Here is a 25,167-nt window from a genome sequence, read left to right as displayed (position 1 = left end):
AAAAAGAATAAACATCTGACACTCAATTTAATTTTTTACATCAGTGGTTCCAAGAGTAGTTTTTTTGTTGACATCATAATCAATCCGGACATGATAAATGCTTTTTAGCATCGATTTAAAAATATCGGATACTTCGGTAATATCACGCATCGTAATATCAGAATTGATAAATTGACGCTGGGTGATTTTGTACTCCACAATCTTATCGACTAGATTGTTGATGGATTCTTCCGTGGGTTCTTTCAAAGCTCTGGAAGCCGCCTCTACAGAATCAGCAATCATGAGCACGGCTGTCTCTTTTGAGAAAGGCACAGGTCCAGGATATTTAAAAATGCTTTCGTCAACCAGTTTATCTGGGTTGTTCTTAATAGCCATATTGTAGAAATAATCAACCTTCGTCGTACCGTGATGTGTACGTATGAAGTCGATAATGACTTCCGGAAGTTGGTTTTTCTTCGCCATGTCAATGCCCTTGTGCACGTGTGATATAATGATTTGTGCAGATTGTTCCGGGGTAAGTTCAGCATGTGGATTGGTATCCGTTTTTTGGTTTTCGATGAAAAATAAGGGGTTTGACATTTTACCAATATCGTGGTATAGTGCTCCTGCACGGATTAGCAATGGATTCCCTCCGATTTTATAGATGGCGGCCTCCGCGAGATTGGCTACCTGTAGTGAGTGTTGAAAAGTACCAGGCGCTTTTAGTGAAAGTTCTCTCAATAAACGCGAGTTGCTGTTCGTTAATTCCATCAAAGTAAGATCGGAGACGATGCCAAATAAGCGTTCGAATGCATATATTAAAGGATAGGCGAGGAGCGTTAACCCTACACTAACAACAAAAGGTATAATATCTGTCCAGTAGATAGAGCTTATCGATCCATTACGTGTTAGTACTAAGCCTACGTAGGCTATAATATAAGTGCCTAAGATAATAAGAGAGGAAACTAAAAATTGCTCCCGTTTAACCAATGTTCTGATACTATAAATAGCAACCATACCGGTCACGAACTGTAAAAATACAAATTCAAAACTATTCGGTACAAATAGGGCGGCCAGTAGGACCATTAACAGATGGATATTTAAGGCAACGCGTGTATCAAACAATACCCTAAAAATAATAGGAACGCTACAATAAGGGATATAATAAAGATTTAGAATTTTCATGTTGATTGCCCAGGATAGTACACCAAGCATACATACAATCACGATTAAAATAATAAATAATAGCCTATTGCTCTCAAAGATAGTGGATCGAAAAAAATATAGGAACACCATTAAGAGGGATACACACATCGAAATGACCACAAATTGACCAAGCATAACGTAACCTTGATTGCCACTAATTCGAGCTTCATCTTCAAAAACCTTGCGTAAGGAAGTCAATTTCTGATAAGTTTCATTACCGATGATTTTGTCTTTTTCTGAGATAAGTTCTCCTTTTTGCACCATTCCTCGAGTAGTGGATATATTGGCTAAAGCATTTTGCTCCGCCTTGTTCGTTAAGTTTTCATTGAAGATATAGTTTATGGTAACATAGTTCTTGAGGGTTTCTGCTAACCATATCTTTTGGTCTATTTTGTTATTTCTGGAAAGGTTGTTTTCGATGTACTGATTGGCTGACTCAATCGTAAAAATATCAGCCGTGTTTTTCTGTTGCGCGACATTGTCCTGAATCAGTGTGAAATTATACTGACTTTGTGCTTTGTCCACTTGTTCCGCGTTCAACCCCTTGTTTTGATACCGGTTGTTCAACGAAATTATCCCCCTGTTGTATATGTAATTAAGAAGTGTGTTTCCTACTGATTGGTATGTTTCCATATCCTGACCAGATACCGAATCCATGTTTGCGATTTGCCATTTCTCCGCAATGTCGGTATTAAATTGGTCGATTTGTTCTTTGCTGGCACTGACGTTTAAGTTGTAAATGGGCTGAACGGTCTTAAGTATCTGTTCTCTATCTCTATTAAGTTCTTCCTGCGTTTTTAAAATCGCGAAATTGTAGGGTGAGACGAGATTTTCATGATTCCAGACTTTTCCTTTTTCGAATTCGTAGCGAAAGCGTGGTTGCTTCGGTAGAAAAATACAAATCAACACAATTGCCAGAATAATCATGGCAGATTTCACTATCAGAGAATTGTTCTGATTCTTATCGCGAAGGTAATTGATTTTGAGTTTTGCCACTTGCTTATCGTTTTTTATGCTATCAGTGTAAAATATAATTTTACAACAAATGTACTAATTTATTGAGGAATCGTTTAGATGTCAAAATACGAATTTCCTCTTATAATAGCCTTAAACTTCCGTATCTTTGTGAAAAATATATAAACATGTCTACAACAAAACATCTGATTGCCCCGTCTGTTTTGGCTGCTGATTTTGCGAATCTCTATGATGCTATACAACTCGTAAATAATAGTGAAGCGGATTGGTTTCATATTGATATTATGGATGGTGTCTTTGTTCCAAATATCTCTTTTGGTTTTCCGGTTATGCAGGCGATTGCTAAACACGCAACCAAGCCTTTAGATGTACACTTGATGATTGTGGATCCGGATCGTTATCTAAAAACTTGTAAGGATTCCGGGGCATCCAGTATTACCGTGCATTACGAGGCCTGTACACATCTTCACCGTACATTGGCTGCTATAAAGGAACTTGGCTGTAAAGCCGGTGTCGCCTTGAATCCCCATACGCCAGTATCCCTGTTGCAGGATGTCATTCAAGATGTCGATTTGGTGTGTATAATGTCCGTGAACCCTGGGTTTGGAGGGCAGAAGTTTATCGAACGTACATATGATAAAGTTAGAGCTTTGAGAGCTTTGGCAGCAGGAGTGAACGATAGTTTATTAATTGAGATTGATGGGGGAGTAACCTTACAAAATGCTGCACCACTGTTGCAGGCTGGAGCAGATGTATTGGTAACCGGATCCTTTGTCTTTAATGCGACAGATCCGATGGAGACGGTAAAAAAATTAAAGGCTGTTGATTATACTTTACATTCGGTATAGCCATAGATTTTTCTTTAAGTATAAACGCCAATAATGGGGTTGTTTATCAAAGTGATCAATCTTATTCTTTTTGGTGGCATCTATATAGTTTAGAATAATTCCAAATTATGCAATCAGGTGCTTATATTCTAGATAAAGTTTGTTTTTTTTTACTTTTGCGCTGAAAAAAAAGAGTCTTGTTTTTCGGTAAATAGCCGCAAGAGCAATTGGTAATAAAAAAAGAAGTAATAACCGTTCGCATTTGTGTTAGAGAATGGTTTTAGTTTGATAATACACCATTATGAGTATATATAACGATTACATTCAGGAAATCGAAGAGAGAAAAGGACAAGGTCTTCATCCTAAACCTATTGATGGAGCAGAATTGTTAAGTGAAATCATTGAACAGATTAAAGACTTGAATAATCTATATCGGAAAGATTCAATTCAGTTTTTCGTGTACAATACGTTGCCTGGTACGACGCCAGCTGCAGGTGTAAAGGCTAAATTTCTAAAGGAAATTATCCTTGGGCAGTCTTTTGTCGAAGAAATTACGCCAGCTTTTGCATTCGAGTTGTTGTCACATATGAAGGGAGGTCCTTCTATCGAAGTGTTGTTAGATTTAGCTTTAGGTGAAGATGCTGCAATTGCCAAAGAGGCCGCGAAAGTCTTGAAAACGCAGGTATTTCTCTATGATGCTGACACAGATCGTTTAAAATCAGCTTACGAAAGTGGAAGTACTATTGCTAGAGAGATCTTGGAAAGTTATGCAAAAGCAGAGTTTTTCACGGAGCTACCTGAGGTGCCAGAAGAAATCAAAGTTATTACTTATATCGCTGCTGAGGGAGATATTTCTACAGATTTATTATCTCCGGGCAATCAAGCGCATTCACGTTCTGACCGTGAGCTGCATGGAAAATGTATGATGTCCCTCCACGCTCAGGTAGAGATCAAAGCCTTACAAGCGAAACATCCGGATGCAAGTGTGATGTTGATCGCCGAAAAAGGAACGATGGGCGTAGGCTCGTCACGTATGTCGGGAGTCAACAATGTGGCACTCTGGACCGGTAAACAAGCGAGTCCTTATGTACCGTTCGTAAATATTGCACCAATAGTAGCCGGGACAAATGGGATTTCGCCGATTTTCTTAACGACAGTTGATGTAACAGGTGGTATAGGTATCGACCTAAAGAACTGGGTTAAAAAAATCGATGCAGATGGAAAGCCGGTTCTGAACGAAAAAGGGGAGCCCGTTTTGGTGGAGGTTTATTCTGTCGCTACCGGTACGGTGTTGACCATTAACACAAAAACAAAAAAATTATATAGCGGTGATCAGGAATTGATTGATATCTCCAAATCATTAACTCCTCAGAAAATGGAATTCATCAAAGCTGGAGGTTCGTATGCTATTGTGTTCGGTAAAAAAATCCAGACATTTGCAGCGAGAACTTTGGAGCTAGAAGCTCCGCAGGTATTTGCAGCTTCTAAGGAAATCACCGTCGAAGGACAAGGGTTGACAGCTGTTGAAAAAATATTCAACAAAAATGCTGTTGGCGTAACGCAGGACAAGATTTTGCATGCTGGTTCAGACGTTCGTGTACAAGTCAACATCGTTGGTTCGCAAGATACAACAGGTTTGATGACTGCTCAGGAATTGGAATCTATGGCTGCTACGGTAATCTCACCTATTGTTGATGGAGCATACCAATCAGGTTGTCACACCGCCTCAGTTTGGGACAAAAAAGCACAGGCTAACATCCCGAAATTGATGAAGTTTATGAACGATTTCGGTTTGATTACAGCGCGGGATCCGAAAGGCGAATATCATGCGATGACCGACGTTATCCATAAAGTGTTGAACGATATTACGGTTGACGAATGGGCAATCATCATCGGTGGTGACTCCCATACGAGGATGTCTAAAGGGGTAGCTTTTGGGGCTGACTCTGGAACCGTTGCGTTGGCTTTAGCGACAGGTGAGGCTTCTATGCCGATCCCGGAGTCCGTAAAAGTAACTTTCAAAGGAGAGATGAAAGATTATATGGATTTCCGCGATGTGGTTCACGCAACACAAGCCCAAATGCTTAAACAATTTGGTGGTGAAAACGTATTCCAAGGAAGGGTTATCGAAGTTCATATAGGAACACTTCCCGCTGATCAAGCCTTTACGTTTACCGATTGGACGGCAGAAATGAAAGCGAAAGCATCTATCTGTATTTCGGAAGATGATACCTTGATCGAGTCATTGGAAATCGCCAAACGTAGAATCCAGATCATGATTGATAAAGGAATGGATAACGACAACGCAGTGCTCCAAGGCTTGATTAATAAGGCAAATAAACGTATTGAAGAAGTCAAATCTAGTGAAATACCAGCATTGAAGCCAGATGCGGATGCAAAATATTATGCAGAAGTGGTTATTGATTTGGATATCATCGACGAACCAATGATTGCCGATCCGGATGTCAACAACGAAGATGTTTCGAAGCGTTATACACATGATACGATCCGTGATTTGACTTATTACGGAGGTGATAAAAAAGTAGACCTTGGTTTTGTGGGGTCGTGTATGGTACACAAAGGTGATCTGAAAATTGTTTCCAAAATGCTACGTAATATAGAAGAAAAGCAGGGTGAAGTGAAATTTAATGCACCGTTGGTTGTGGCTGCTCCGACTTATAATATCATTGATGAGTTGAAAGATGAAGGAGATTGGGAATTGTTGGAGAAATATTCCGGATTTGAGTTTAATGACGCTGCACCAAAGGGTGTCGCCCGTACGGAATATGAAAATATGATGTATTTGGAGCGTCCAGGTTGTAACCTCTGTATGGGTAACCAGGAAAAAGCGGAGAAAGGTGATACGGTAATGGCTACCTCGACCCGTCTTTTCCAAGGTCGTGTGGTAGAAGATGCGGAACGTAAAAAAGGGGAATCTTTGTTGGCTTCAACGCCAGTTGTCGTTTTATCAGCAATTTTGGGAAGGATTCCGACGATTGAAGAATACAAAGCGGCAGTAGTCGATATCGATTTGACTAAATTCACGCCGTCCAATAAGCAACTTGTTCATTAGTTGTAGGTCATTTTAATCTCCTGAATAGCACCCGGAATCCATATGGATTTCGGGTGCTGTTTTTTTGTATGTTAACGGGCGTTTTCCATTCTTGATAATTTGATATTTATTTCATTTTTTCGTATCTTTCGCTAAATCAAATTGTTAATAAACGAATTTATTTAGAGAGAGAATATGGCTTTTGATATTGAAATGATTAAGAAGGTGTATCGCCAATACGACGAGCGCATTGCTGCTGCGCGTCAAGTGGTTAACAAGCCTTTAACGCTTGCTGAGAAAATTTTGTATACACATTTATGGGCAGGAAACGCAACCGAAGCTTATGAGCGAGGAGCTTCTTATGTAGATTTTGCGCCGGATCGTGTAGCCATGCAAGATGCTACGGCACAAATGGCTTTATTACAGTTTATGCAAGCCGGACGTCCTAAAGTGGCGGTCCCTTCAACTGTTCACTGTGATCACCTAATCCAAGCAAGGGACGGTGCGGAACAGGACTTGACACGAGCAAAAAACGAAAGCTCGGAAGTATTTAATTTTTTATCTTCCGTATCCAATAAATATGGAATAGGTTTTTGGAAACCGGGAGCCGGTATTATCCACCAAGTGGTATTGGAGAACTATGCTTTCCCTGGTGGAATGATGATTGGCACGGATTCGCATACGGTGAATGCAGGGGGGTTAGGTATGGTGGCTATCGGTGTTGGTGGAGCTGATGCTTGTGATGTCATGGCTGGTTTACCTTGGGAGCTTAAATTCCCTAAACTAATCGGTGTTAAATTAACGGGTAGGTTATCTGGATGGGTAGCACCAAAAGATGTTATCCTAAAAGTGGCTGGTATCTTAACCGTGAAAGGTGGTACTGGGGCTATTGTAGAATATTTTGGTGAAGGGGCAGAGTCCTTATCATGTACAGGTAAAGGTACTATCTGTAATATGGGCGCAGAGATTGGAGCAACAACTTCGACTTTCGGTTATGATGCTTCTATGGAGCGTTATTTAAGATCTACAGATCGGGCTGACGTTGCCGATGCAGCAAATGCAATCAAACAACATCTAACAGCAGATCCTGAAGTTTATGCGGATCCAGCGCAATATTTTGATCAGTTGATCGAAATCAATTTGTCTGAATTGGAACCGTCGTTGAATGGTCCGTTTACGCCAGATTTGTATACACCCGTTTCGCGTATGCACGAAGAAGCTGAAAAGAACGGCTGGCCATTAAAGGTAGAGTGGGGCTTGATTGGTTCGTGTACAAACTCTTCCTACGAGGATTTATCCCGTGCGGCTTCTATTGCTAAGCAGGCGATTGATAAAGGCCTGGTTACAAAAGCGGAATTTGGTATTAACCCGGGCTCTGAGCAGGTGCGTTATACAGCAGATCGCGATGGTTTGCTAAAAACGTTTGAAGATCTAAACGCTACGATCTTTACGAACGCTTGTGGCCCTTGTATTGGTATGTGGGATCGTGCTGGAGCTGATAAACAAGAGAAAAACACCATTGTCCACTCGTTTAATAGAAACTTTGCGAAACGTGCTGATGGTAATCCAAATACGTATGCCTTTGTGACTTCTCCGGAAATGGTTGCCGCAATTGCTATCGCTGGTAATCTAGGGTTTAACCCCGTTACGGACACGTTGACTAACAAAAACGGTGAGCAGGTGAAATTGGATCCGCCGACAGGGGACGAATTACCATCAAAAGGTTTTGATGTGGAAGATCCGGGCTATCAGGCGCCAGCAGCAGATGGTTCTTCTGTAACAGTAGATGTATCTCCTACATCTGATCGTCTCCAATTATTGGAACCATTTCCTGCTTGGGAAGGTACCGACCTTATTGGATTGAAACTATTAATAAAGGCAAAGGGTAAATGTACCACTGACCACATCTCTATGGCAGGTCCTTGGTTGAAATATCGGGGGCACTTAGATAACATTTCCAATAATATGCTTATCGGTGCGGTCAACTTCTTTAATGATAAAACAGATTTTGTTAAAAATCAATTGACCGGAGAGTATACTGCGGTGCCGGCAACACAACGTAATTACAAGGCTGCGGGTATTGGTTCGATTGTGGTGGGTGATGAAAACTATGGTGAAGGATCTTCTCGCGAACACGCGGCAATGGAGCCTCGTCATCTAGGTGTGCGTGCTGTGTTGGTTAAATCTTTCGCTCGGATCCATGAAACCAACTTGAAAAAGCAAGGTATGTTGGGGTTAACGTTCGACAATAAGGACGATTACGATAAAATTCAGGAAGACGATACGGTTGATATTATTGGCTTAACAGAGTTCGCTCCAGGAAAACCGCTGACTATCATCTTGCACCATGCGGATGGTACACAAGATAGTATCTTGGTTAACCATACGTACAACGCACAACAGATCGAATGGTTTAAAGCTGGTGGAGCATTGAATATCATTCGTGCGAACCAAGCAAAATAAATTCATTGTATAAGTAAACAAATGCGAAAGCCACGGTTCTTTAAATAGATCGTGGTTTTCTTAAAAAAAATAAGCCTGCTAATCAAATGATTGCAGGCTCGTTAAGTACGCCAATCAGGATTCGAACCTGAGACCGACGGTTTAGAAAACCGTTGCTCTATCCAGCTGAGCTATTGGCGCCTCCTTTCGGTGCAACAAAAGTAGGCAATTGCGCTTATTTTGCAAAATAAAATGACTAATTTTTATTAAGGCCGGACTAACTTATTGCACGCCAAAGGTATATTTTCTTTTAGCTAAATTTTTGTCTGTGAGATATATCAAAAGGATATGTAAACACGCTGAACAGATCTTTATATGTTGGTCTATATGTTATTTTAAAGCGTGATTTGCTTGCATATTGGAAATTTGAAATAAAATTTTGCATGAAAGAGAAAATTTGTACTTTTGCAGCGGAGAGCTGGCAGAGTGGTCGAATGCGGCGGTCTTGAAAACCGTTAACTGTAACAGGTTCAGGGGTTCGAATCCCTTGCTCTCCGCTCGAAAAATCCTTCATCGAAAGATGAGGGATTTTTTATTTTTTTTAGCATTTAGATTTGTTTTTTTGCTATATTCACTCCAAAATAGCCTAATTATGATGTACCGATTTTTTGCTCTCGTTTGGATTTTCCAAGTATTTTTTTTCAATACGGATGCCCAAACTAATGAATTGCCCTTGATTTCTTTTCGCGATTTTGATCTATCTGATTCTCCGATAATCGATTCGACTTCCCACGCAGTGGTTATAGTAGAAAAAGGGCGTTCGGACATACAGGTGGATGAGGCTGAAAGGGAGCTGCGGGTCATACACCGCTATGGCGTCCGGATTAAGATCTTGGATAAAGAAGGTTTTGATAGAGCCGACTACGTTATTCCTCTTTATAAGATCGGAAATAAATTTGAAACCATAAGCCAGATTCGAGGATATACACATTATATAGACGGGAAGATACATACTGTTGAGATGGACAAAGGGGCTGTTTTTCACGAAAAAGTGAATGAATTTGTAAACTTAAGCAAGTTCACTTTGCCGAACATTACCGAAAATTGTATTATTGATATTGAATATGAGATAAGGTCACCCGATATCTTTAACTATAGAACCTGGAGATATCAAGAGGATATTCCTAAACTCTATAGCGAGTACACGGCGATAATCCCGGCGGTCTATAACTATAATGTAACACTGAATGGTTTTTATAAGTTAACGGACGAAAGGTCAAGATTGCTGAAAGATCATTTTTTACTGAATGGGCGTCGGTTTGATTGTTCACAGTTAACCTATATTATGAAGGATATTCCCGCCTTCCATGAGGAAAGCTATATGTTGGCGCCAAAAAACTATAAATCGGCAATTAACTTTGAGCTTATGCAGTATTATTCGACGAATGGAGCACGACAGAACCTTACCAAAGAGTGGAAAGATGTGGATAGGGAGCTATTGAGTAACCGCTCGTTTGGAGGCCAGATTAATCGAGAGAATAATTTTAAACGTATCTTGCCCGAAATATATGCGGACGGTGATTCAGAAGAAGATAAGGCACGTAAAATATACAGCTATATCAAAAAGCAGATCAAATGGAATAAGGTATATGGTAAATATAGTCAATTCGGAGTAAAAGAAGCTTTAGAAAGAAGAAATGGCAACATTGGGGATATCAATCTTACACTGATTTCTGCCTGCAATGCCGCGGATATTGAAGCTTACCCAGTGTTAGTATCTACACGGGAAAATGGCCTTCCTAAAACGATACACCCGGTTATTTCTGATTTCAATTATCTTGTCGCACAGGTTCGAGTAAATGGTAAAAGCTATTTTTTGGATGCATCGGAAGAAAATCTTCCATTTGGTCTTTTACCCCTTCGATGTATTAACGGAAATGGCCGTATTATTTATTCAAAAAGATCCTCTGAGTGGATAAAGTTAGAGAATGAGCTCCAAGCCTCTACTCATTTCGATATCGCCGGAAAGATAGATGATGCCGGTCAATTCAAAGGAAAGATCCGTATAATTTATGAAGGACTGGATGCATTGAACCGTAGAAATTATATTCGGAGGTTTTCATCATTGGACGCCTATATCGAGGAACGGATGAATAATTCCACCAGTATGCAAATTGAAGATGGAAAGATCTACCAATTGGATAGTCTGGATAACAACCTCGTCGAGAGTTATGAGATTAGTATGGATTTCTCCGATAACCTACGAGGAGGGGCTTTTGTCTTTAATCCTATACTGGTTAATAGGATGACAAAAAATCCTTTTAATTTAGAGGAGAGAAACTATCCTGTAGATCTTGGCTCCAAACAGAAAGAAACGTACGCCATCTCTGTTCAATTATCAGACGGTTTCCACGTCGAGCGTCAACCGAAGAACACCGCTTTAGCTCTACCGGAGAATGCAGCAAGGTATACCTACCAGTCGCAGTATAAAGAGGGTAGTTTAATGCTCAAACAAGAGCTGAGCTTGAATAAAGCAATTTATGAAGTGGATGAATATTTTCATCTTAAAGAATTTTACTCGAGAATAATCCAACATCAAAAACTAGATTTTGCATTCATCAATAAATAGGCTATGACAAGGAAACTATGGCTAATCCTGGCATTAACTAGTGCTATCCACGTATACTTAAAGGGGCAAAATATATATGCGGTGGATTTAATTCGTGAGAACTTAAAAGAACGGGCAGATGCAACGGTTAGAGATGAACGTGTGGAAATTGATATGAAAGGTGTTAACGATGTGACCATCCGTATAACCCGTGCTGTGACTGTCCATAATAGGAATGGGGAAGAACATGGCGGTATTGAATTATATTATAATAAATCGAGAAAGATAAAAAGTGTAAAAGGAGAAATATTTAATGAATTTGGCATTTCAATCGGAACATTTTCATTGAAGGACTTTCGAGATAGGAGTGCTTCTGGTCAAAGTAACCTATATGATGACACCCGGATGAAAAATTACAGTCCTGCGGTATATAACTATCCTTATACCATTGCTTATCGTGTAGAAATTAAAGAGAATCAAAATCTGTTGATTCCGTCATGGACGCCGGACTATGCTTACGATGTGGCTATTGAACGGAGCAGTTACGTTTTTACGTGTCGCCAAACAGATAAAATTCGCATACACCAACAAAATTATGAAGCAGAAGCTAGAGTGGAGGAGGATGCAAAGATTAAAACTTATACTTGGGAACTACGGGATATCCCCGCACGTCGATCCGAACCATACAGCCCTCCACATGATCTCCAAGCTGCGCGTGTCAGGATCGTTCCGGAAAGCTTTCAGTATTTCAAGAAAATGGGGCATTTTAAAGACTGGCAAGAATTTGGAAAATGGAATTATGACCGTTTGTTGGCGGATAAACGTGAACTTCCAGAAGCGACCGTTCGACATGTGCAGGAATTGACGAAACATATAGATTCGTCCAAAGAAAAAGCGAAAGCTTTATATAAATATATGCAGGATAAGACTCGCTACATTAGTATTCAGGTGGGGATAGGAGGGATTGAGCCTTTTCCCGCTAAAATGGTGGATCAGTTGGGATATGGCGATTGTAAAGCGTTGGTCAATTATATGCAGAGCTTGTTAGACATTGTTAATATCCCTTCTTACTATTGTATTGTAGAAGCGGGTTCATATAAAAGAGACATTACTGCTGACTTTGCTAATGTCTCTGATGGAAACCATATTATCCTATGTATACCTTTTGAAAATGATACCACTTGGCTGGAATGTACTAACCAGCAAATCCCTTTTGGATTTTTAGGTGATTTTACCGACGATCGACTTGTTATCGCCTGTTCGGTTGAGGGTGGGAGAATCTTGCGGACACCCAAATTCAGCCACACCGAAAGTTTACAGTATCGAGAAGGTCATTTTAAGATATTAGCAGACGGTTCACTAGAAGGGCGTTTAACGACCACATTTAAGGGCGGACAGTTTGATAATCATTATTACAACACTTTTTTAAATCAACAGGATAAAACGCACAACGTGAAGAAATGGTATGATATTGATAATATCAGCTTCCAAAAGATTGATTACGAAATGATTTCAGAAGATAAAGATTCGATTGCGTTCCGTGAAACACTGGATCTCATGATAAAAAATTATGTAGTAAAGTCGGGCACGCACGCTATTTTACATCCAAATATATTCAATCAAGCACGAGCAATACCTGCAACACGAAACCGAACCAACGATTTGTATATCAACCGTGGATATACAGATATCGACATTATATACTATACATTGCCAAAAGATATCGATACGTTGCCTATGCCAGTTAATAAGCGATTGGAAACAGAGATGGGGATATACGAGCTGCGTATTTCAATATCAAATGGTATATTGACTAGTTATCGCATGGTTCAGCTACGGGAAGGAACTTACCCAAAAGAAAAATATGTAGAATTTTATAAATTTATGAACGAGGTTTATGGTTCTGATAGAGGAAAATATAGTTTATCTATTAGAAAAAATGAGGCAACACTCGAATAAAAAAAAGGAAACAACGTATATGTTGCTTCCTTAAGTACCTAGGGCGGGAATCGAACCCGCACTCCCTTAACGGGAACAGGATTTTAAGTCCTGCGTGTCTACCAGTTCCACCACCTAGGCAACTGAGCGAAAGACGAGATTCGAACTCGCGACCCCAACCTTGGCAAGGTTGTGCTCTACCAACTGAGCTACTTTCGCTTGCGACGATGCAAATATAGAGAGAAAATCTTATTCCAAAAATTATTTTTACGCTTTTTAATACGACTAATGCTAACCGTCTAAAAATGTGCGTAATATTTTTCTTACCGAAGCCTTTAAAATAGACGATAATAGTTAAATGGTGCAATATTTGCTTATTTTTGTCGAAGATTGATATTTGTTATGAAGCAATTGTATTTGTATGTTCTGGTATTAGCTGGTATTATTGCCACATTAGAAAAAGGGTATGCCGATACCTATCCCGAAGTTGTCTTCGATAATAGTCTGGTAAAAGGTACCTATGCCAAAAGTAAAGTAAGTTATCAAGGGCGTTCCTGGGTCGAGAACTTGAACCATCATCTATTAGTGTCTGATACATTGTTCTTCACGCCTGGCAACGCACTTTCTTTGCAATATAAATCCGCTGTGGAGGGAGACTGGCAGGTCGACCTACAATACAGCCGTCAAAAACTAAACTATCAGGTTGAGCGTTCTGATCATCTCGTGCTTAAATTGTATATTAAGTCCGAAAACACAAAAGATAACAATCTGCCGAAAATAAGCATTCAGCAAAAACATTCGGAGACGGATCAGCTGGAGTTAGCATCTTATATAAAGAATCTTGACTATAACAAATGGATAGATGTGAGGATTCCAGTAGCCGACTTTAAAAACTTACATGTCAAAGAAACCATCACAACGCTACGCTTTACTCAAAATGGAGCGGATGATGAGATGCATTATCTGTTTATTGATCAAGTAGAATTTCTTTCAAAAGGCGTTCCACAGGTAAAACTTTCGTCTCCCGCCATATTATCATCTGCAATAGCGTATGATAAGCAAGTTCATTTAAAATGGCAATTACCACTAACGCCTTCTATCCGTTATATCAAAATATATAGATCGGAGGATAATAAAGATTTTCGCGCAATTGGTATACGCCCCACATCGATGCAGGGATGTTTGGACTATGTTTCCGACCTTGACAAAACATATTATTATAAGATTGCCTGGATAGATTATAATTATGAGGAATCGCCGTTTTCTGAAGTAACGGAAGTTAAGACAAAGAAGTTGAACGAAACTGAATTGTTGGACCTAGTACAGGGCGCACATGTTAACTATTTCGCAGAAAACTTCGATATCAATAGCGGTATGTATTTGCCGTTTCGTATGAAAGAGCGTGCTGTCGTATCGGTTAAGGAAAGTGGAAATGCCATCTTGAGCCTCATCGTCGGGGTAGAAAAGGAACGAATTAACAGATCGTTGGCGGTAGGACGTATTTCCCGTATGGTTTTTTTCCTGTCAAAAGCACAAAACCATCTGGGCATCTTCCCGGCTTATTTTGACGGGCGTACAGGCTTGCCTGAGCATCGTAATAATGAAGCGACTTACGATGTATTGGCGACATCTTCTATGATTGAAGCGTTATTGGTGGCGCGTCAATATTTTTCAAAGGAAGACGATACTGAAGTGGATCTGCGGAAGAGGATAACGGCACTTTGGGGAAATATTAAATGGAATCAACTTCTAGCCGAGGGATACAGTGATGTGTTGGCAGAAAAAATATCAGTAGCAGATACTTCCCACCGTTATCCAACACTAGGCGGGATAAACGAATCCATGAACGCATACTTATTGGCGATGAGCTCTCCAAAGTATGCAATACCACTTTCAGCTTACGAAAACGGTATCAAGAATATCGATTTGGCTTACTCCTCAGATTATAACAAGATGGACAGTCTAGCGAAAGATACGATTTTAGCCCTTATGAGAAGCTTCCGGTTGGCTATTGATCCGCTTCGGAACAGTCAGGAAAATATGGCCAATAGAGTTTCTGTATTCCAAGATACTGTTCTGTACGGAGAACATCTGCTTTTTGGTTTTTCGGGATCAACTTTATTGGATTTGTATAAACCGTTTTTTACGATCGATCCCAAGTTGTTAAGGGACCGAAATATCAATTATGAAGAAGCGATACGCAATTATATTAAGGTGCGGAAACGCCGGGATAATGAAATTGGAGTAGGATCAACAAATTCCGATGTCTGGGGGTTTTACCAACGTATGGATAGTATTGGTAGCTATCGGATCAACCCCGCTATTGCACCGGCGTCCATGTTTATATTAAATGAAGAAGGGAGAAAAGCGGTGTTGGCATTGTATGATAACTATGGTGAGAACTTTTTTACAGAATATGGATTCCGCGCGTGGCTTGACTTGCGAAACAACGATGTATCGGACGAATATTTCGCGACAAATCAAGCAGCGATTACCGTTTGTATAGAAAATGCACGCTCGGGATTAATATGGGACTTATACAAAGAGATCCCCGAAATCAAAGCATTGCTGGCGAAGCTATTTGGAGAGGATAAATAAAAAGAAGCTTTAGGTTTGAATATCGAAACCACCATGATTTATTCAAAGCAAACATAGATGGGATGAGAATTTATTAAGATGAAAATTACTATCTTTACAGCATAACTTAAAAAGCAAATTTCATGAAATATCTAGGTACTGTGGCATTTTCTCTTATCGTTGCTCTGGGAGTAACATCTTGCAAACAACAAGCTATCATGGTCAATTCAGGTGCCGTTGTTTCCAAGGATGGGACTGACGACGGTTTAAAAAACGTAAAAGGTGAGTTTAAAGATGCTACGCGCACGGACGAGGGAATTAAATTTACACTTTCTTCCGATGTTCTGTTTCCAACAAACTCTTCTTTTCTAACGGATAAGGCAAAGATAGAGTTGAGTAAACTATCGAAATTGTTGATCAACGATACAACGAAACAGGTGCGTGTAGATGGGCATACCGATGCTACTGGCGAAGCCGGCTACAACCAATGGTTATCTGAAAAACGAGCTGCTTCCGTTAAGAAATTCTTGGAAGATGCCGGTGTCTCACCAGCTCGTATCAGCACGCAGGGTCTTGGACAAACAAATCCGGTCGCAGATAACAAAACTCCCGAAGGGCGTCAGCAAAACAGACGTGTTGAGGTGGTTATTTTGAACTAACTATTTTTGGGATAATATTTATAAAAAAAACTGTTATTTGACAGACTCTGAAAGTAAAAGACGATGGGCAAATAACAGTTTTTTATTGTATGCATTTACTGATCTTTATTCCTATTCAAACATCTTCGTATTAGCAGAAATATAATAGTTTTTATATCGGATGATATCACGGGAATTTGTAATATATTTTACTGTAGCATTTTTAAATAAGTAAGCCGTTGCACGCTCTTCCATTGTGCGAAGAAAAAACTCAAATTCTTTGTAAAGCTCTTTTCGTACCTCGCTTGTGAATTTACTGTTTTTGACAATACCTAAAAATTGATCATTATCAATTTTAAACGTTATGCTGTTTATGCTATCTCGATAAAAATAGAGTAGCGGTACGGGTAAATCATCCATAAAAATAGCGAAACCCACCTCTTCTTTCTCGATTTTGATAACAAATGCATGGAAATGTACGGTGCCAATTTTTTGATCGTCTACAGCGATTAGTTTAGTAAACATAAAAAACGTCAATAGGTTGTTGTGTTAAATATACAACTTATTATTTTTAATTTATTCGCAGCCCGTAAATAAATTTGTTATGCAAGCGGATCAAAGCTTTATATAGCAGCTAATTTACTATTGTATTTGCTTTATAGTTTAATTTTTGTTATATTTAGGCTTTTCAAATGGCAAGAGGGGTTTAATTTTAATATGCCCAATCGTATTCGGTTTAGCGAATTCTTTATATATGCCAATCAAATTAAAATTTAAACGATTAAAAGGAACATGATATGATGCTATTAGCAACAGATTTGGATGGAACATTTTTAGGTGGGAGTATGAAAAGTAGGCTGCGTCTGTATCGATTAATTAAACAATTTTCTGATATACAGTTGGTGTTTGTTACGGGACGCGGTTTGGAATCTGTTATCCCTTTGCTTAATGATCCACTCATTCCAAAACCTAACTATATTATTGCAGACGTTGGAGCGACGGTGGTCGATGGATTAACATTGGAAACCATTGAACCTATACAAGGTAATATCGAAAGCAGATGGCCTTCTCCTTATGCAATACGTTCGAGCGTTTTGGAAAAAACGGATGTTGTCTATCAGGAAGTCCCGCAGCAACGACGCTGCTCTTTCTACTATGATACGGATACGGATTTATCACACATCTATGGGATAGCAGAGAGTTTCGATTGTGACGTCATCACCTCGGTTAACAAGTATTTGGATATTTTACCCAAAGATGTGAACAAAGGGAGTACCTTAAAAGCGTTGGTTGAGCATCTGGATATTAATGAAGAGAATGTATTGGTAGCAGGCGATACGCTGAATGACCTCTCCTTGTATTATACTGAGTATAAGGGAGTTGTTGTAGGGGAGGCGGAATCGGCATTGCTTGAACATACGGCTAAGTATAAAAATGTTTACCAAGCTATCGAACCTGGGGCAGGTGGTATTATCGAGTCAATGGCACACTTTAAACCCTTTCGTAAATATGCTGATTCGGTAGATCAATATAAATCGTCGAAACCTAACAAAGGTTCTAATCAGTTGGTTGTTGTTTACCATCGGCTGCCTTTCGAACAGGAGCTTGTCGATGGGAAAACGGTGAGGGTAGCTCCGAAAAGCCCCAATGGTATTATCCCTTCGTTACTTGGGTTATTTGAAAAAGAACGCTCCGGTGTTTGGGTCGGAGAGGAAGTGAAACAAAAGGATGCGCCAGATGTCCCCAATCAGTTGATTGATGAAGAAAAGTATCCAAACTTGGTGGCAGCTACTATCGGTCTTTCGAAAGAGGATATTGATCAGTTTTATCGGGTTTTTTCGAAGGAAGCTTTTTGGCCGACGATTTTCTCTTTTGTAGATAAAGCGAAATTCAATCATGACGATTGGGAGCATTATCTAAAAATCAATCGAATTTTTGCGGAGCGTATTGCGAAGGAAGCTGATCAAGATGCATTGGTCTGGATTCACGAATATAACCTTTGGATGGTTCCGGCTTACTTGAAACCGCTACGTCCAGACTTGAAGATCGGTTTTTTCCATCATACGTCGTTTCCAGCAGCCGATATTTTCAATATCATTCCTTGGCGCCGAGAGCTGATAGGAAGCTTATTGCTATGTGATTTCATTAGTTTCCACATCCCACGATACGTAGAGAATTTTATCGACGTACTGCGGTCGCACACACCTTTTAAGGTCGTAAAACGGATCAACACAGCAAAACAATTTCTGACCTATAGCTGCGCATTAGGTGTAAGCCAAATGACTAAAGTTATTGAGATAGATGGTCGTCGGGTACGGTTAGGTGCACAACCGGTTGGAGTGAATATGGAAAAGATACGATCTATCTTGAAACAAGCGGATATTAAAAAGGAAATTTCCGCTACGCTTGAAAGGAAAACTGCCAATAAGATGACTACCATTCTTTCTGTGGAACGTCTTGACTATGTTAAAGGACCGTTGGAAAAAATTCATGCATTTGGCGAGTTTCTCGATGAAAATCCGGAATATTTTGGAAAAGTAGAATTGATCAACATTTGTACACCGCCTTCACAGGGTATGAAAATATATGATGATATACGTGATGAGGTTAATCGTGCCGTAGGGGAGGTCAACGGCCGTTTTGCTACAATGGACTGGACGCCTATTCAATATTTTTATAGATCATTACCGTTTGAAGACGTCGTGAAGCTCTACGCCATCAGTGACATCGCCTGGATTACACCTTTAAGGGATGGGTTGAATCTCGTAGCGAAAGAATACGTTGCGGTGCAGGGAGCTATTAAGGGGGCGGGTGCCTTGGTCTTGTCGGAGTTTGCGGGCGCATCTGTTGAACTTCCTTATACTGTTCTAACAAACCCATATGATATGAAAAGTATGAAAGACAGCTTATTAAAAACGCTCCTAATGCCAGAAGAGGAGCGAGCTTCCCGTATCAAGAGATTGTATGATCAAGTGAAGTATTATGATATCCATTATTGGGGAAAAGACTTTGTGAAAGAACTGGAGAAGAGCGTGAAATAATACGTAAAAAAAAGCCTTTCAAAATATTGAAGGGCTTTTTTTAAAGGGTACGATGGCAGTTCGACGTAATTATTCTATTTAGAATTTTTCCGTTTCTCGACCTGTTTCTCGACATCATCTAAAACAAAATCAACAAAGTCTACGTCGTTAAGTTTAGAAGCCAGGTTGAGTGCACCTGGACTAAATACGTTTATTTCCATTATTTTATCGCCTACTATATCCAGCCCTACGAAATACATGCCATCTTCTTTAAGTTTCTCGGTGACTTGAGAAACAGTAGCTAAAATAGTATCATCAATATCTGCCTGTTGGGCACTTCCGCCTTGATGTATATTACTCCGGATATCGCCTTTTTGTTGTACACGGTTGACCGCAGCATATTTCTCATCGATTTGTATTGGGTCACCATTCAATAGAAAAAAGCGAATGTCGCCGTTGGCGGCTTCAGGCAAATACTCTTGCGCAAGTAAATAGCCGTCGCGCGTAATAACTTCTACTGTTTGCTTTAAGTTGTGTCGTTCATCTTCTTTTACCAGAAATACATTTTTACCTCCAGATCCAGTTAATGGTTTAAGGATGATCTTATTGTTCTGTTGGTCTAGAAAATTAACCACATCTTCATAGGATCGGGTAATAATGGTTTTCGGACGAATTTCTTTTGGAAAATACTCCAAATAGAATTTGTTTGTCGCTTCCACTAATTTATCGGGATCGTTAATAACCCATGTACCTCTCCGTTTGATAAGCTGTGCAAATTGGAGTGTTGTTGGAGATGCCCATGGGCGATTAATCATATCGACAACCGGATCATAACGAAGCCATAGTACATCCATATCATGTGCATCGAAGTACTCTTTCTCCCTATCACGGAGCATCTCAAGTAATTTCTCTGCGTCTTTTACTTCTTCCGTTGGTTTTAATACACGGGAGTATGCTCCGACACTATTTTCGTTATGGTAACTGAAGTCTGCCAAACCGATATAAAGTACGGTATGTCCACGCTTATGTGCTTTAAAAGCAAGTAAAGTGGTCGTAAATATTGTTTCCTCTTTGTGCGTTTGGTTGATTACGAATGCTATGTTCATATATTTTCTTTATTATTAGTAATTAATCATTTTAAAAATACTGGCAAACTGATTTAAATCTTTTAATTTTTCCGTATAAGGCTCGTGTAAGTAACGTGGCTTAATGCGTGGAGGCCGCAACACACCCCGTTGGATCAAATCATGTACAATCGGCAGATAATCCTCTCGGATCTTGCCAATTGTCAATAGATTTAAATCCTTGCCGTCTTGTATATATTGAATAAGTTCTTTAAATCCCTGTAAATAAGCAGTGTCTTTAGTGAGACCGCCGGAACGGTATACACGCATGGTCATGGTAAAAGATGTATTCATACTAAAACCGTATTCTTCGTGCAGCATATCAAACGTTTCTACAAATGAATGCCCGAGTAGCATATGCTGTACAGCGATAACACGTCCAGCTAATATACGTAACCGTTCATTAGTAAGTCCGCCCACCAAATATTCAGCAAGAACAGCAAGTCCTTCTTGTAGCTGCTCATATCCTGGAACGCCCAGGCGGAAGAAACTAAAAGGTTGTTCTTTTCCATTGAAGTACGTAATGATATGGGTGCCAACTTCATGCTGAATAAGCGCAAGTGCTCTGCGTTTACTTATTTTGTATTGTTTACTGATATTCAGAACCCCATGGTTCACCATAACACCGGCAATATCATCACGTACACGTACACTGGTTTTGAAGGTAGGGGATTGTTGTTGAAGAAAAGATATTTCCTCTTCTGCCAGCTGCGCAAATGCCTTGGCATCTAGATATTCTTCGTCTGCCTTTTGTTTAACCGTTTGTGAAATACTATCAATAGCCGTGAGAACAGCTTTAGCCAATTCATATAATTGTTCATCTACATTGCCAAAAACCATCAGGCTTCCATATTTGAAATCCGATGTACCTCGCGAAGCTAGCATGGTCATCATATCATCTAGCTCGCGTCGTTTATCTCTAAAAAGATAAGCTATTGTTGGGTCATAGATATCTTCAATACGTAGGTTATACAAGTTTCGCTTCACGATATCGGGGTCAATTGGTATGGGGCGATAATGAAAAACGGGTGCTTTTCGGTATTTATCCTTTTTGAATTGTAGCCATGCATCGTGCGAATTGGTCGGCGTCACCAGCAACAGGAAATCAAACTTTTGGCTTTCCTTTGCAAGTGCTCGATCGACATCATATATTTCGGCATAGAGCTTCTCTTGGCCTTTCATTTTAAATTCTGTCGCTTTGGCTGTAGTATACAGCCGCACAAATTCAAAGAATAGTCTGGATAGACCTTTAGCTAATGATTCTCGAAAAACGCGAGCTAATAATGGTAAATGTACGCCATCGCTATCTTCATATATCTTACGAACCGATATACCGAGAGAGAGGACTATGTTACTTTTTGTATCAGCCGTATTCACCAGAAGTGGTAGCCGAGGCGGCCGCGGTAACTTTGTTTCTTTTTTAAGTTCTACGAGGAGCTCAGGGGCCTCGGTTTCAATATTTTTCTTTAGATATTCAGCTAATACCAATGCATTTTTTTGTGACAGATGAACTGCAATATCCGTATTTTGATCCTCTGGGGCGTTCCAGACCTCAATAAGCAAGCAGGTGCCAAACTCATCCGCCAGCGCGCTTGCCAACTTCGGAATCCACTGGCTTACCTGATCATCGTCGCCATTGGGCAAAAGGATCACGCTAGCTAACTCCGATTTTGTTAGTTCTGACAGCATGCGATCTTTACCCGAATCTGGAACGCGATATATAAATAGATAAGGAACTATTTTGTTAAAAACAATTTTTCCTTTATTGGGTATTTGTTTGTGTATGGGCGTTCGGTTTTTAATTGCCCGTAATAGTTGGGGCAATATCTTATCTTTAAACTCCATATATGTCTAACTTTTGCAAATCTTTTAATGTGTGAAGTAACAGTTGTTTGTATTCAAGAATAACAGGTTGATAGGGGAGACCGGTCCATTCGTTCATAAAATCTTTTCGGAATTCGATCGATAGGACACAACCTCGGTCACGAAATTTTTGGAGAATGTGCTGTGCCAGATATCCACCTTTAAATTTTACGTTCTCGCGAATATCAATAGCTTTTCCTAAAAGTTGTTGTTCTTGTACGCTATTTATAAAACCATTAATGACAGATCTCCATTTCTCATTATTATAATGTGTCCCGAGGTTTATCTGTGGATTGGCTTGCTTATCTACTGGCTGTTCTTCACTGATTCGTTGAGCATTGTAGGAATGAACATCAAAAGCAACGAAAAAACCGTGCTTATCAATGGTATGTTGTATGTAGCTATCTATCTGTTGATAGAACTTCTGGTGCTCGTCATAGAGCTGTTGTAAAATAGTGGATGGCAATGTATCTCTCCAAACCTCCAGTCCCCAGGCTTGGTCTGGACGTAAGTATACAGAATCTTCTACTTTACGATTAACATCCAATTGAAAGCGGGAAGTCGCTACAAAAAGTTGATTGACCGGCAATTCTACCATAGAGGCAGTATAAGGATCTTCTTCTCTTAACCGTTGGGTTTCATCTAACAGGATAAACTGCTCGGCAGTCGGATCTACCTGATGTCCGTCGTGGATAGCAAAAGCCCAGAAAGGACTGTCAGCAAAGTGTACACTGTATCGAAATAATGATGCCATATCTATTTTCTCTTTTGTTAATAATAACATGTTAGTCGACAAATAGTTTTATGAAACGAAGAAGGAGAAACCGACTTTATAGAAATCTAAACTTGTGTAACTAAAGTAACAAAACAATAAAAATTAAATAGGAACTTTGTACAAGACAACAGAAAAAGTTAATATAGAAATACTTAAAATAAGGATTATGTTTTTTCAACACGTTTATGATAAAAGTTTGTCGCAAGGTAGCTATGTGATAGGCTGTCAAGCTACAGGTGAAACTATCGTAATTGACGCCCAAAGAGATATCGATGTATATCTTCACATTGCTAAAGAAAATAATCTTCGTATCACGCATATCGCCGAAACGCACATCCATGCCGATTTCCTTTGTGGTTCTCGGGAATTGGCGGTTGTTACCGGGTCTAAGATGTATCTTTCCGATGAAGGTGGTGAGGACTGGCAATATCAGTTTCCACATGAAGGACTCCGGGGGGGAGATGTCATTAAGGTAGGTAACCTGAGTTTGGAAGTTATGCACACACCCGGGCATACCCCCGAAAGTATCAGCTTTTTGTTGATTGACCATCCGGCTACGGATAAGCCTGTCATGGTATTTACAGGTGATTTTGTGTTTGTCGGAGATATTGGACGTCCTGATTTGTTAGAAAAAGCTGCAGGGTTGATGGGGACGAAAGAAGTAGGGGTTAAGCAGATGTTTCAGTCGCTGAAAAAAATTGCAGCGCTACCCGAGTATGTTCAAGTATGGCCGGCACATGGCGCGGGATCTGCTTGTGGAAAAGCATTAGGAGCGGTACATAGTTCTACAGTAGGCTACGAAAAAATCCGAAATTGGGCGTTTCAATACGATAAGGATGAACAGGGGTTTGCCGATTATTTTTTGGCAGATCAACCCGAACCGCCTATATATTTTGCAATGATGAAGTATCTCAACAAGGTCGACCGCCCCTTACTGATAGAGGTGCCGAAACATCCAAAATTATCAAGAGAACAATTCCTCTCTGCTTATAAGAAAGGGCTCAAGATTATAGACACCCGCAAGAAAGCCGATTTTGCTCAAGCGTTTATACCCGAAAGCTTAAATATTCAGGCCAATAATTCCTTTTCTACTTGGTGTGGCTGGCTACTGAGTTATCAAGAACAGTTCATATTGGTAGCTGAGGATAACCAAATGGAAGATTTAACACGTAAGCTGATGCGTATAGGTATGGATAATGTATACGGTTACATTTCAGATGTACATAATTTAGGTTTGGAACTAGAAACAGCAGATGTGATTTCTACAGATGAATTTAAGGCATATATCGATAATGAAGATGCGCAAATTGTTGATGTACGCGGTGCTATCGAATACGAAGAAGGACATGTAAAAGGAGCAGACCATGTTTTTGTGGGAACATTGCAGGATAATCTTGATAAAATAGACAAAGATAAACAGGTCATTATTCATTGTCAGGCAGGTGATCGTTCCACCATTGCTTATTCTCTTTTAAAGAGAAATGGATTTGACAAGGTCAAAAATTATTCGGGTGGGATGAAAGAGTTTTTGAAATACTGTTCGACAAATTTTGCATAAGAATCCAATACCTCTCTTAAAAAATTAGCGGTATCCTCGTTAGTTAAATAGTCGTTGTCGTCGAATAAGTTTTGTACATTGGCGAGGTAAACTTCTGGCTGTTGCAATGTAGGCATATCAAGGAAAACAAGCGATTGCCGTAAATGGTGGTTTGCACCAAAACCACTGAGGTTACTGATAGACGAAGAGATTACCAATGTTGGTTTTCCTTCCCAAGCATTCTGGCCATAAGGTCGAGAACCTACATCTATTGCATTCTTTAATACTCCGGGTACGGAGCGATTATACTCCGGTGTAATGAAAATAACCCCATCTAGCGATTTGATCTTCTCTCGAAAAGGAGCATAAGACGAAGGACTTTCACCTTCGTCATAATCTTGATTATACAAAGCGAGGTCGCCAATTTCTATACGCTCTAAGGTATAGTCTGCTGGTGCATTGTCGATAAGAAACTTTGCAATCTTTTTGCTGAAGGAACCCTTTCTTAAAGATCCTACGATTATACCAATTGTTTTTGTCGCCATGATATTTTATGTTATGTGTTGTAATCATAACAAGTATCCAAAGCAATTGGTTTTGGAAACT

General features: G+C 39.8%; 15 protein-coding genes and 4 tRNA genes. 10 read left to right on the top strand and 9 right to left on the bottom strand.

From position 1 onward, the window contains the following. Positions 1–27: 27 nt before the first annotated feature. On the bottom strand, positions 28–2,181 hold the full coding sequence (locus tag FXV77_RS20045) for an HD family phosphohydrolase (RefSeq protein ID WP_148921024.1): 2,154 nt from the start codon (positions 2,179–2,181) through the stop codon (positions 28–30). A gap of 146 nt (positions 2,182–2,327) precedes the next feature. On the opposite strand from FXV77_RS20045, the gene rpe reads away from it, so the two are divergent. From rpe to FXV77_RS20030, 3 genes are all read left to right on the top strand, one after another. Further along, positions 2,328–3,008, top strand: coding sequence for a ribulose-phosphate 3-epimerase (rpe, locus tag FXV77_RS20040; RefSeq protein ID WP_148921023.1), 681 nt, complete (start codon positions 2,328–2,330; stop codon positions 3,006–3,008). A 280-nt stretch (positions 3,009–3,288) separates the two neighbouring features. Then, positions 3,289–6,060, top strand: a complete 2,772-nt coding sequence (locus FXV77_RS20035; RefSeq protein ID WP_148921022.1) for a bifunctional aconitate hydratase 2/2-methylisocitrate dehydratase — start codon at positions 3,289–3,291, stop codon at positions 6,058–6,060. A gap of 174 nt (positions 6,061–6,234) precedes the next feature. Continuing rightward, positions 6,235–8,502 (top strand): aconitate hydratase, encoded by a 2,268-nt coding sequence (locus FXV77_RS20030; protein WP_148921021.1) that lies wholly within the window; start codon positions 6,235–6,237, stop codon positions 8,500–8,502. A gap of 106 nt (positions 8,503–8,608) precedes the next feature. Here FXV77_RS20030 and FXV77_RS20025 read toward each other — a convergent pair. Further along, positions 8,609–8,682: transfer RNA gene (locus tag FXV77_RS20025), tRNA-Arg, on the bottom strand. A 271-nt stretch (positions 8,683–8,953) separates the two neighbouring features. Between FXV77_RS20025 and FXV77_RS20020 the strand changes: the two genes are divergently transcribed. The 3 genes from FXV77_RS20020 to FXV77_RS20010 all read left to right on the top strand — a co-directional run bounded on the left by FXV77_RS20020 (position 8,954) and on the right by FXV77_RS20010 (position 13,048). Further along, positions 8,954–9,038, top strand: a tRNA-Ser gene (locus FXV77_RS20020). A 95-nt stretch (positions 9,039–9,133) separates the two neighbouring features. Beyond that, entirely contained in the window at positions 9,134–11,110 is a 1,977-nt protein-coding gene (locus tag FXV77_RS20015; protein WP_187444191.1) for a DUF3857 domain-containing protein, read from the top strand. Between the two features lie 3 nt (positions 11,111–11,113). After that, positions 11,114–13,048 carry a DUF3857 domain-containing protein gene (locus tag FXV77_RS20010; RefSeq protein WP_148921019.1) on the top strand — a complete coding sequence of 645 codons (1,935 nt, stop codon included), beginning with the start codon at positions 11,114–11,116 and terminating at the stop codon, positions 13,046–13,048. Positions 13,049–13,083: 35 nt separating this feature from the next. On the opposite strand, the gene FXV77_RS20005 is transcribed toward FXV77_RS20010, so the two are convergent. Next, positions 13,084–13,168, bottom strand: a tRNA-Leu gene (locus FXV77_RS20005). A 5-nt stretch (positions 13,169–13,173) separates the two neighbouring features. Next, positions 13,174–13,246 (bottom strand) — tRNA-Gly (locus FXV77_RS20000). 183 nt (positions 13,247–13,429) lie between these two features. On the opposite strand from FXV77_RS20000, the gene FXV77_RS19995 reads away from it, so the two are divergent. Both FXV77_RS19995 and FXV77_RS19990 read left to right on the top strand, forming a co-directional pair. Then, positions 13,430–15,625 (top strand): glucoamylase family protein, encoded by a 2,196-nt coding sequence (locus FXV77_RS19995; RefSeq protein WP_148921018.1) that lies wholly within the window; start codon positions 13,430–13,432, stop codon positions 15,623–15,625. Between the two features lie 122 nt (positions 15,626–15,747). Continuing rightward, positions 15,748–16,263 (top strand): OmpA family protein, encoded by a 516-nt coding sequence (locus FXV77_RS19990; RefSeq protein ID WP_148921017.1) that lies wholly within the window; start codon positions 15,748–15,750, stop codon positions 16,261–16,263. A gap of 111 nt (positions 16,264–16,374) precedes the next feature. On the opposite strand, the gene FXV77_RS19985 is transcribed toward FXV77_RS19990, so the two are convergent. Then, entirely contained in the window at positions 16,375–16,767 is a 393-nt protein-coding gene (locus tag FXV77_RS19985; protein ID WP_148921016.1) for a hypothetical protein, read from the bottom strand. A 272-nt stretch (positions 16,768–17,039) separates the two neighbouring features. Between FXV77_RS19985 and ggpS the strand changes: the two genes are divergently transcribed. Then, positions 17,040–19,283, top strand: a complete 2,244-nt coding sequence (gene ggpS, locus FXV77_RS19980) for a glucosylglycerol-phosphate synthase (RefSeq protein WP_246162537.1) — start codon at positions 17,040–17,042, stop codon at positions 19,281–19,283. A 74-nt stretch (positions 19,284–19,357) separates the two neighbouring features. Here ggpS and FXV77_RS19975 read toward each other — a convergent pair whose 3' ends face one another. Genes FXV77_RS19975 through FXV77_RS19965 form a run of 3 tightly spaced genes read right to left on the bottom strand, consistent with a single transcriptional unit; the run spans position 19,358 to position 23,003 of the window. Next, entirely contained in the window at positions 19,358–20,368 is a 1,011-nt protein-coding gene (locus FXV77_RS19975) for an ATP-grasp domain-containing protein (RefSeq protein WP_148921015.1), read from the bottom strand. 15 nt (positions 20,369–20,383) lie between these two features. Next, positions 20,384–22,231 carry a flavohemoglobin expression-modulating QEGLA motif protein gene (locus FXV77_RS19970; RefSeq protein ID WP_148921014.1) on the bottom strand — a complete coding sequence of 616 codons (1,848 nt, stop codon included), beginning with the start codon at positions 22,229–22,231 and terminating at the stop codon, positions 20,384–20,386. After that, a complete protein-coding gene (locus FXV77_RS19965) occupies positions 22,221–23,003 on the bottom strand; it encodes an N-formylglutamate amidohydrolase (RefSeq protein ID WP_187444190.1) in 783 nt (260 codons plus the stop codon). The genes FXV77_RS19970 and FXV77_RS19965 overlap by 11 nt, the downstream gene beginning before the upstream one ends. A gap of 187 nt (positions 23,004–23,190) precedes the next feature. Between FXV77_RS19965 and FXV77_RS19960 the strand changes: the two genes are divergently transcribed. Further along, the gene (locus FXV77_RS19960; protein ID WP_148921012.1) at positions 23,191–24,582 is read left to right on the top strand and encodes an MBL fold metallo-hydrolase; all 1,392 of its coding nucleotides are present in this window, start codon (positions 23,191–23,193) and stop codon (positions 24,580–24,582) included. Here the strand turns inward: FXV77_RS19960 and FXV77_RS19955 are convergent. Then, positions 24,528–25,106 (bottom strand): NADPH-dependent FMN reductase, encoded by a 579-nt coding sequence (locus FXV77_RS19955; protein ID WP_148921011.1) that lies wholly within the window; start codon positions 25,104–25,106, stop codon positions 24,528–24,530. The two genes, FXV77_RS19960 and FXV77_RS19955, sit on opposite strands and share 55 nt — an antisense overlap. Positions 25,107–25,167: the final 61 nt, after the last annotated feature.

This window comes from Sphingobacterium phlebotomi (assembly GCF_008180195.1).
Lineage (GTDB): Bacteria > Bacteroidota > Bacteroidia > Sphingobacteriales > Sphingobacteriaceae > Sphingobacterium > Sphingobacterium phlebotomi.
The sequence above is the reverse complement of the archived record's forward strand: the minus strand, read 5'-3'. Positions and strand labels throughout refer to the sequence as shown.

What these genes read in the sequence shown, in the direction of transcription:
- rpe (WP_148921023.1), top strand. Translation starts at nt 2,328, where the DNA reads ATGTCTACAACAAAACATCTGATTGCCCCGTCTGTTTTGGCTGCTGAT.
- FXV77_RS20035 (WP_148921022.1), top strand. Translation starts at nt 3,289, where the DNA reads ATGAGTATATATAACGATTACATTCAGGAAATCGAAGAGAGAAAAGGA.
- FXV77_RS20030 (WP_148921021.1), top strand. Translation starts at nt 6,235, where the DNA reads ATGGCTTTTGATATTGAAATGATTAAGAAGGTGTATCGCCAATACGAC.
- FXV77_RS20015 (WP_187444191.1), top strand. Translation starts at nt 9,134, where the DNA reads ATGATGTACCGATTTTTTGCTCTCGTTTGGATTTTCCAAGTATTTTTT.
- FXV77_RS20010 (WP_148921019.1), top strand. Translation starts at nt 11,114, where the DNA reads ATGACAAGGAAACTATGGCTAATCCTGGCATTAACTAGTGCTATCCAC.
- FXV77_RS19995 (WP_148921018.1), top strand. Translation starts at nt 13,430, where the DNA reads ATGAAGCAATTGTATTTGTATGTTCTGGTATTAGCTGGTATTATTGCC.
- FXV77_RS19990 (WP_148921017.1), top strand. Translation starts at nt 15,748, where the DNA reads ATGAAATATCTAGGTACTGTGGCATTTTCTCTTATCGTTGCTCTGGGA.
- FXV77_RS19985 (WP_148921016.1), bottom strand. Translation starts at nt 16,767, where the DNA reads ATGTTTACTAAACTAATCGCTGTAGACGATCAAAAAATTGGCACCGTA.
- ggpS (WP_246162537.1), top strand. Translation starts at nt 17,040, where the DNA reads ATGATGCTATTAGCAACAGATTTGGATGGAACATTTTTAGGTGGGAGT.
- FXV77_RS19975 (WP_148921015.1), bottom strand. Translation starts at nt 20,368, where the DNA reads ATGAACATAGCATTCGTAATCAACCAAACGCACAAAGAGGAAACAATA.
- FXV77_RS19970 (WP_148921014.1), bottom strand. Translation starts at nt 22,231, where the DNA reads ATGGAGTTTAAAGATAAGATATTGCCCCAACTATTACGGGCAATTAAA.
- FXV77_RS19965 (WP_187444190.1), bottom strand. Translation starts at nt 23,003, where the DNA reads ATGGCATCATTATTTCGATACAGTGTACACTTTGCTGACAGTCCTTTC.
- FXV77_RS19960 (WP_148921012.1), top strand. Translation starts at nt 23,191, where the DNA reads ATGTTTTTTCAACACGTTTATGATAAAAGTTTGTCGCAAGGTAGCTAT.
- FXV77_RS19955 (WP_148921011.1), bottom strand. Translation starts at nt 25,106, where the DNA reads ATGGCGACAAAAACAATTGGTATAATCGTAGGATCTTTAAGAAAGGGT.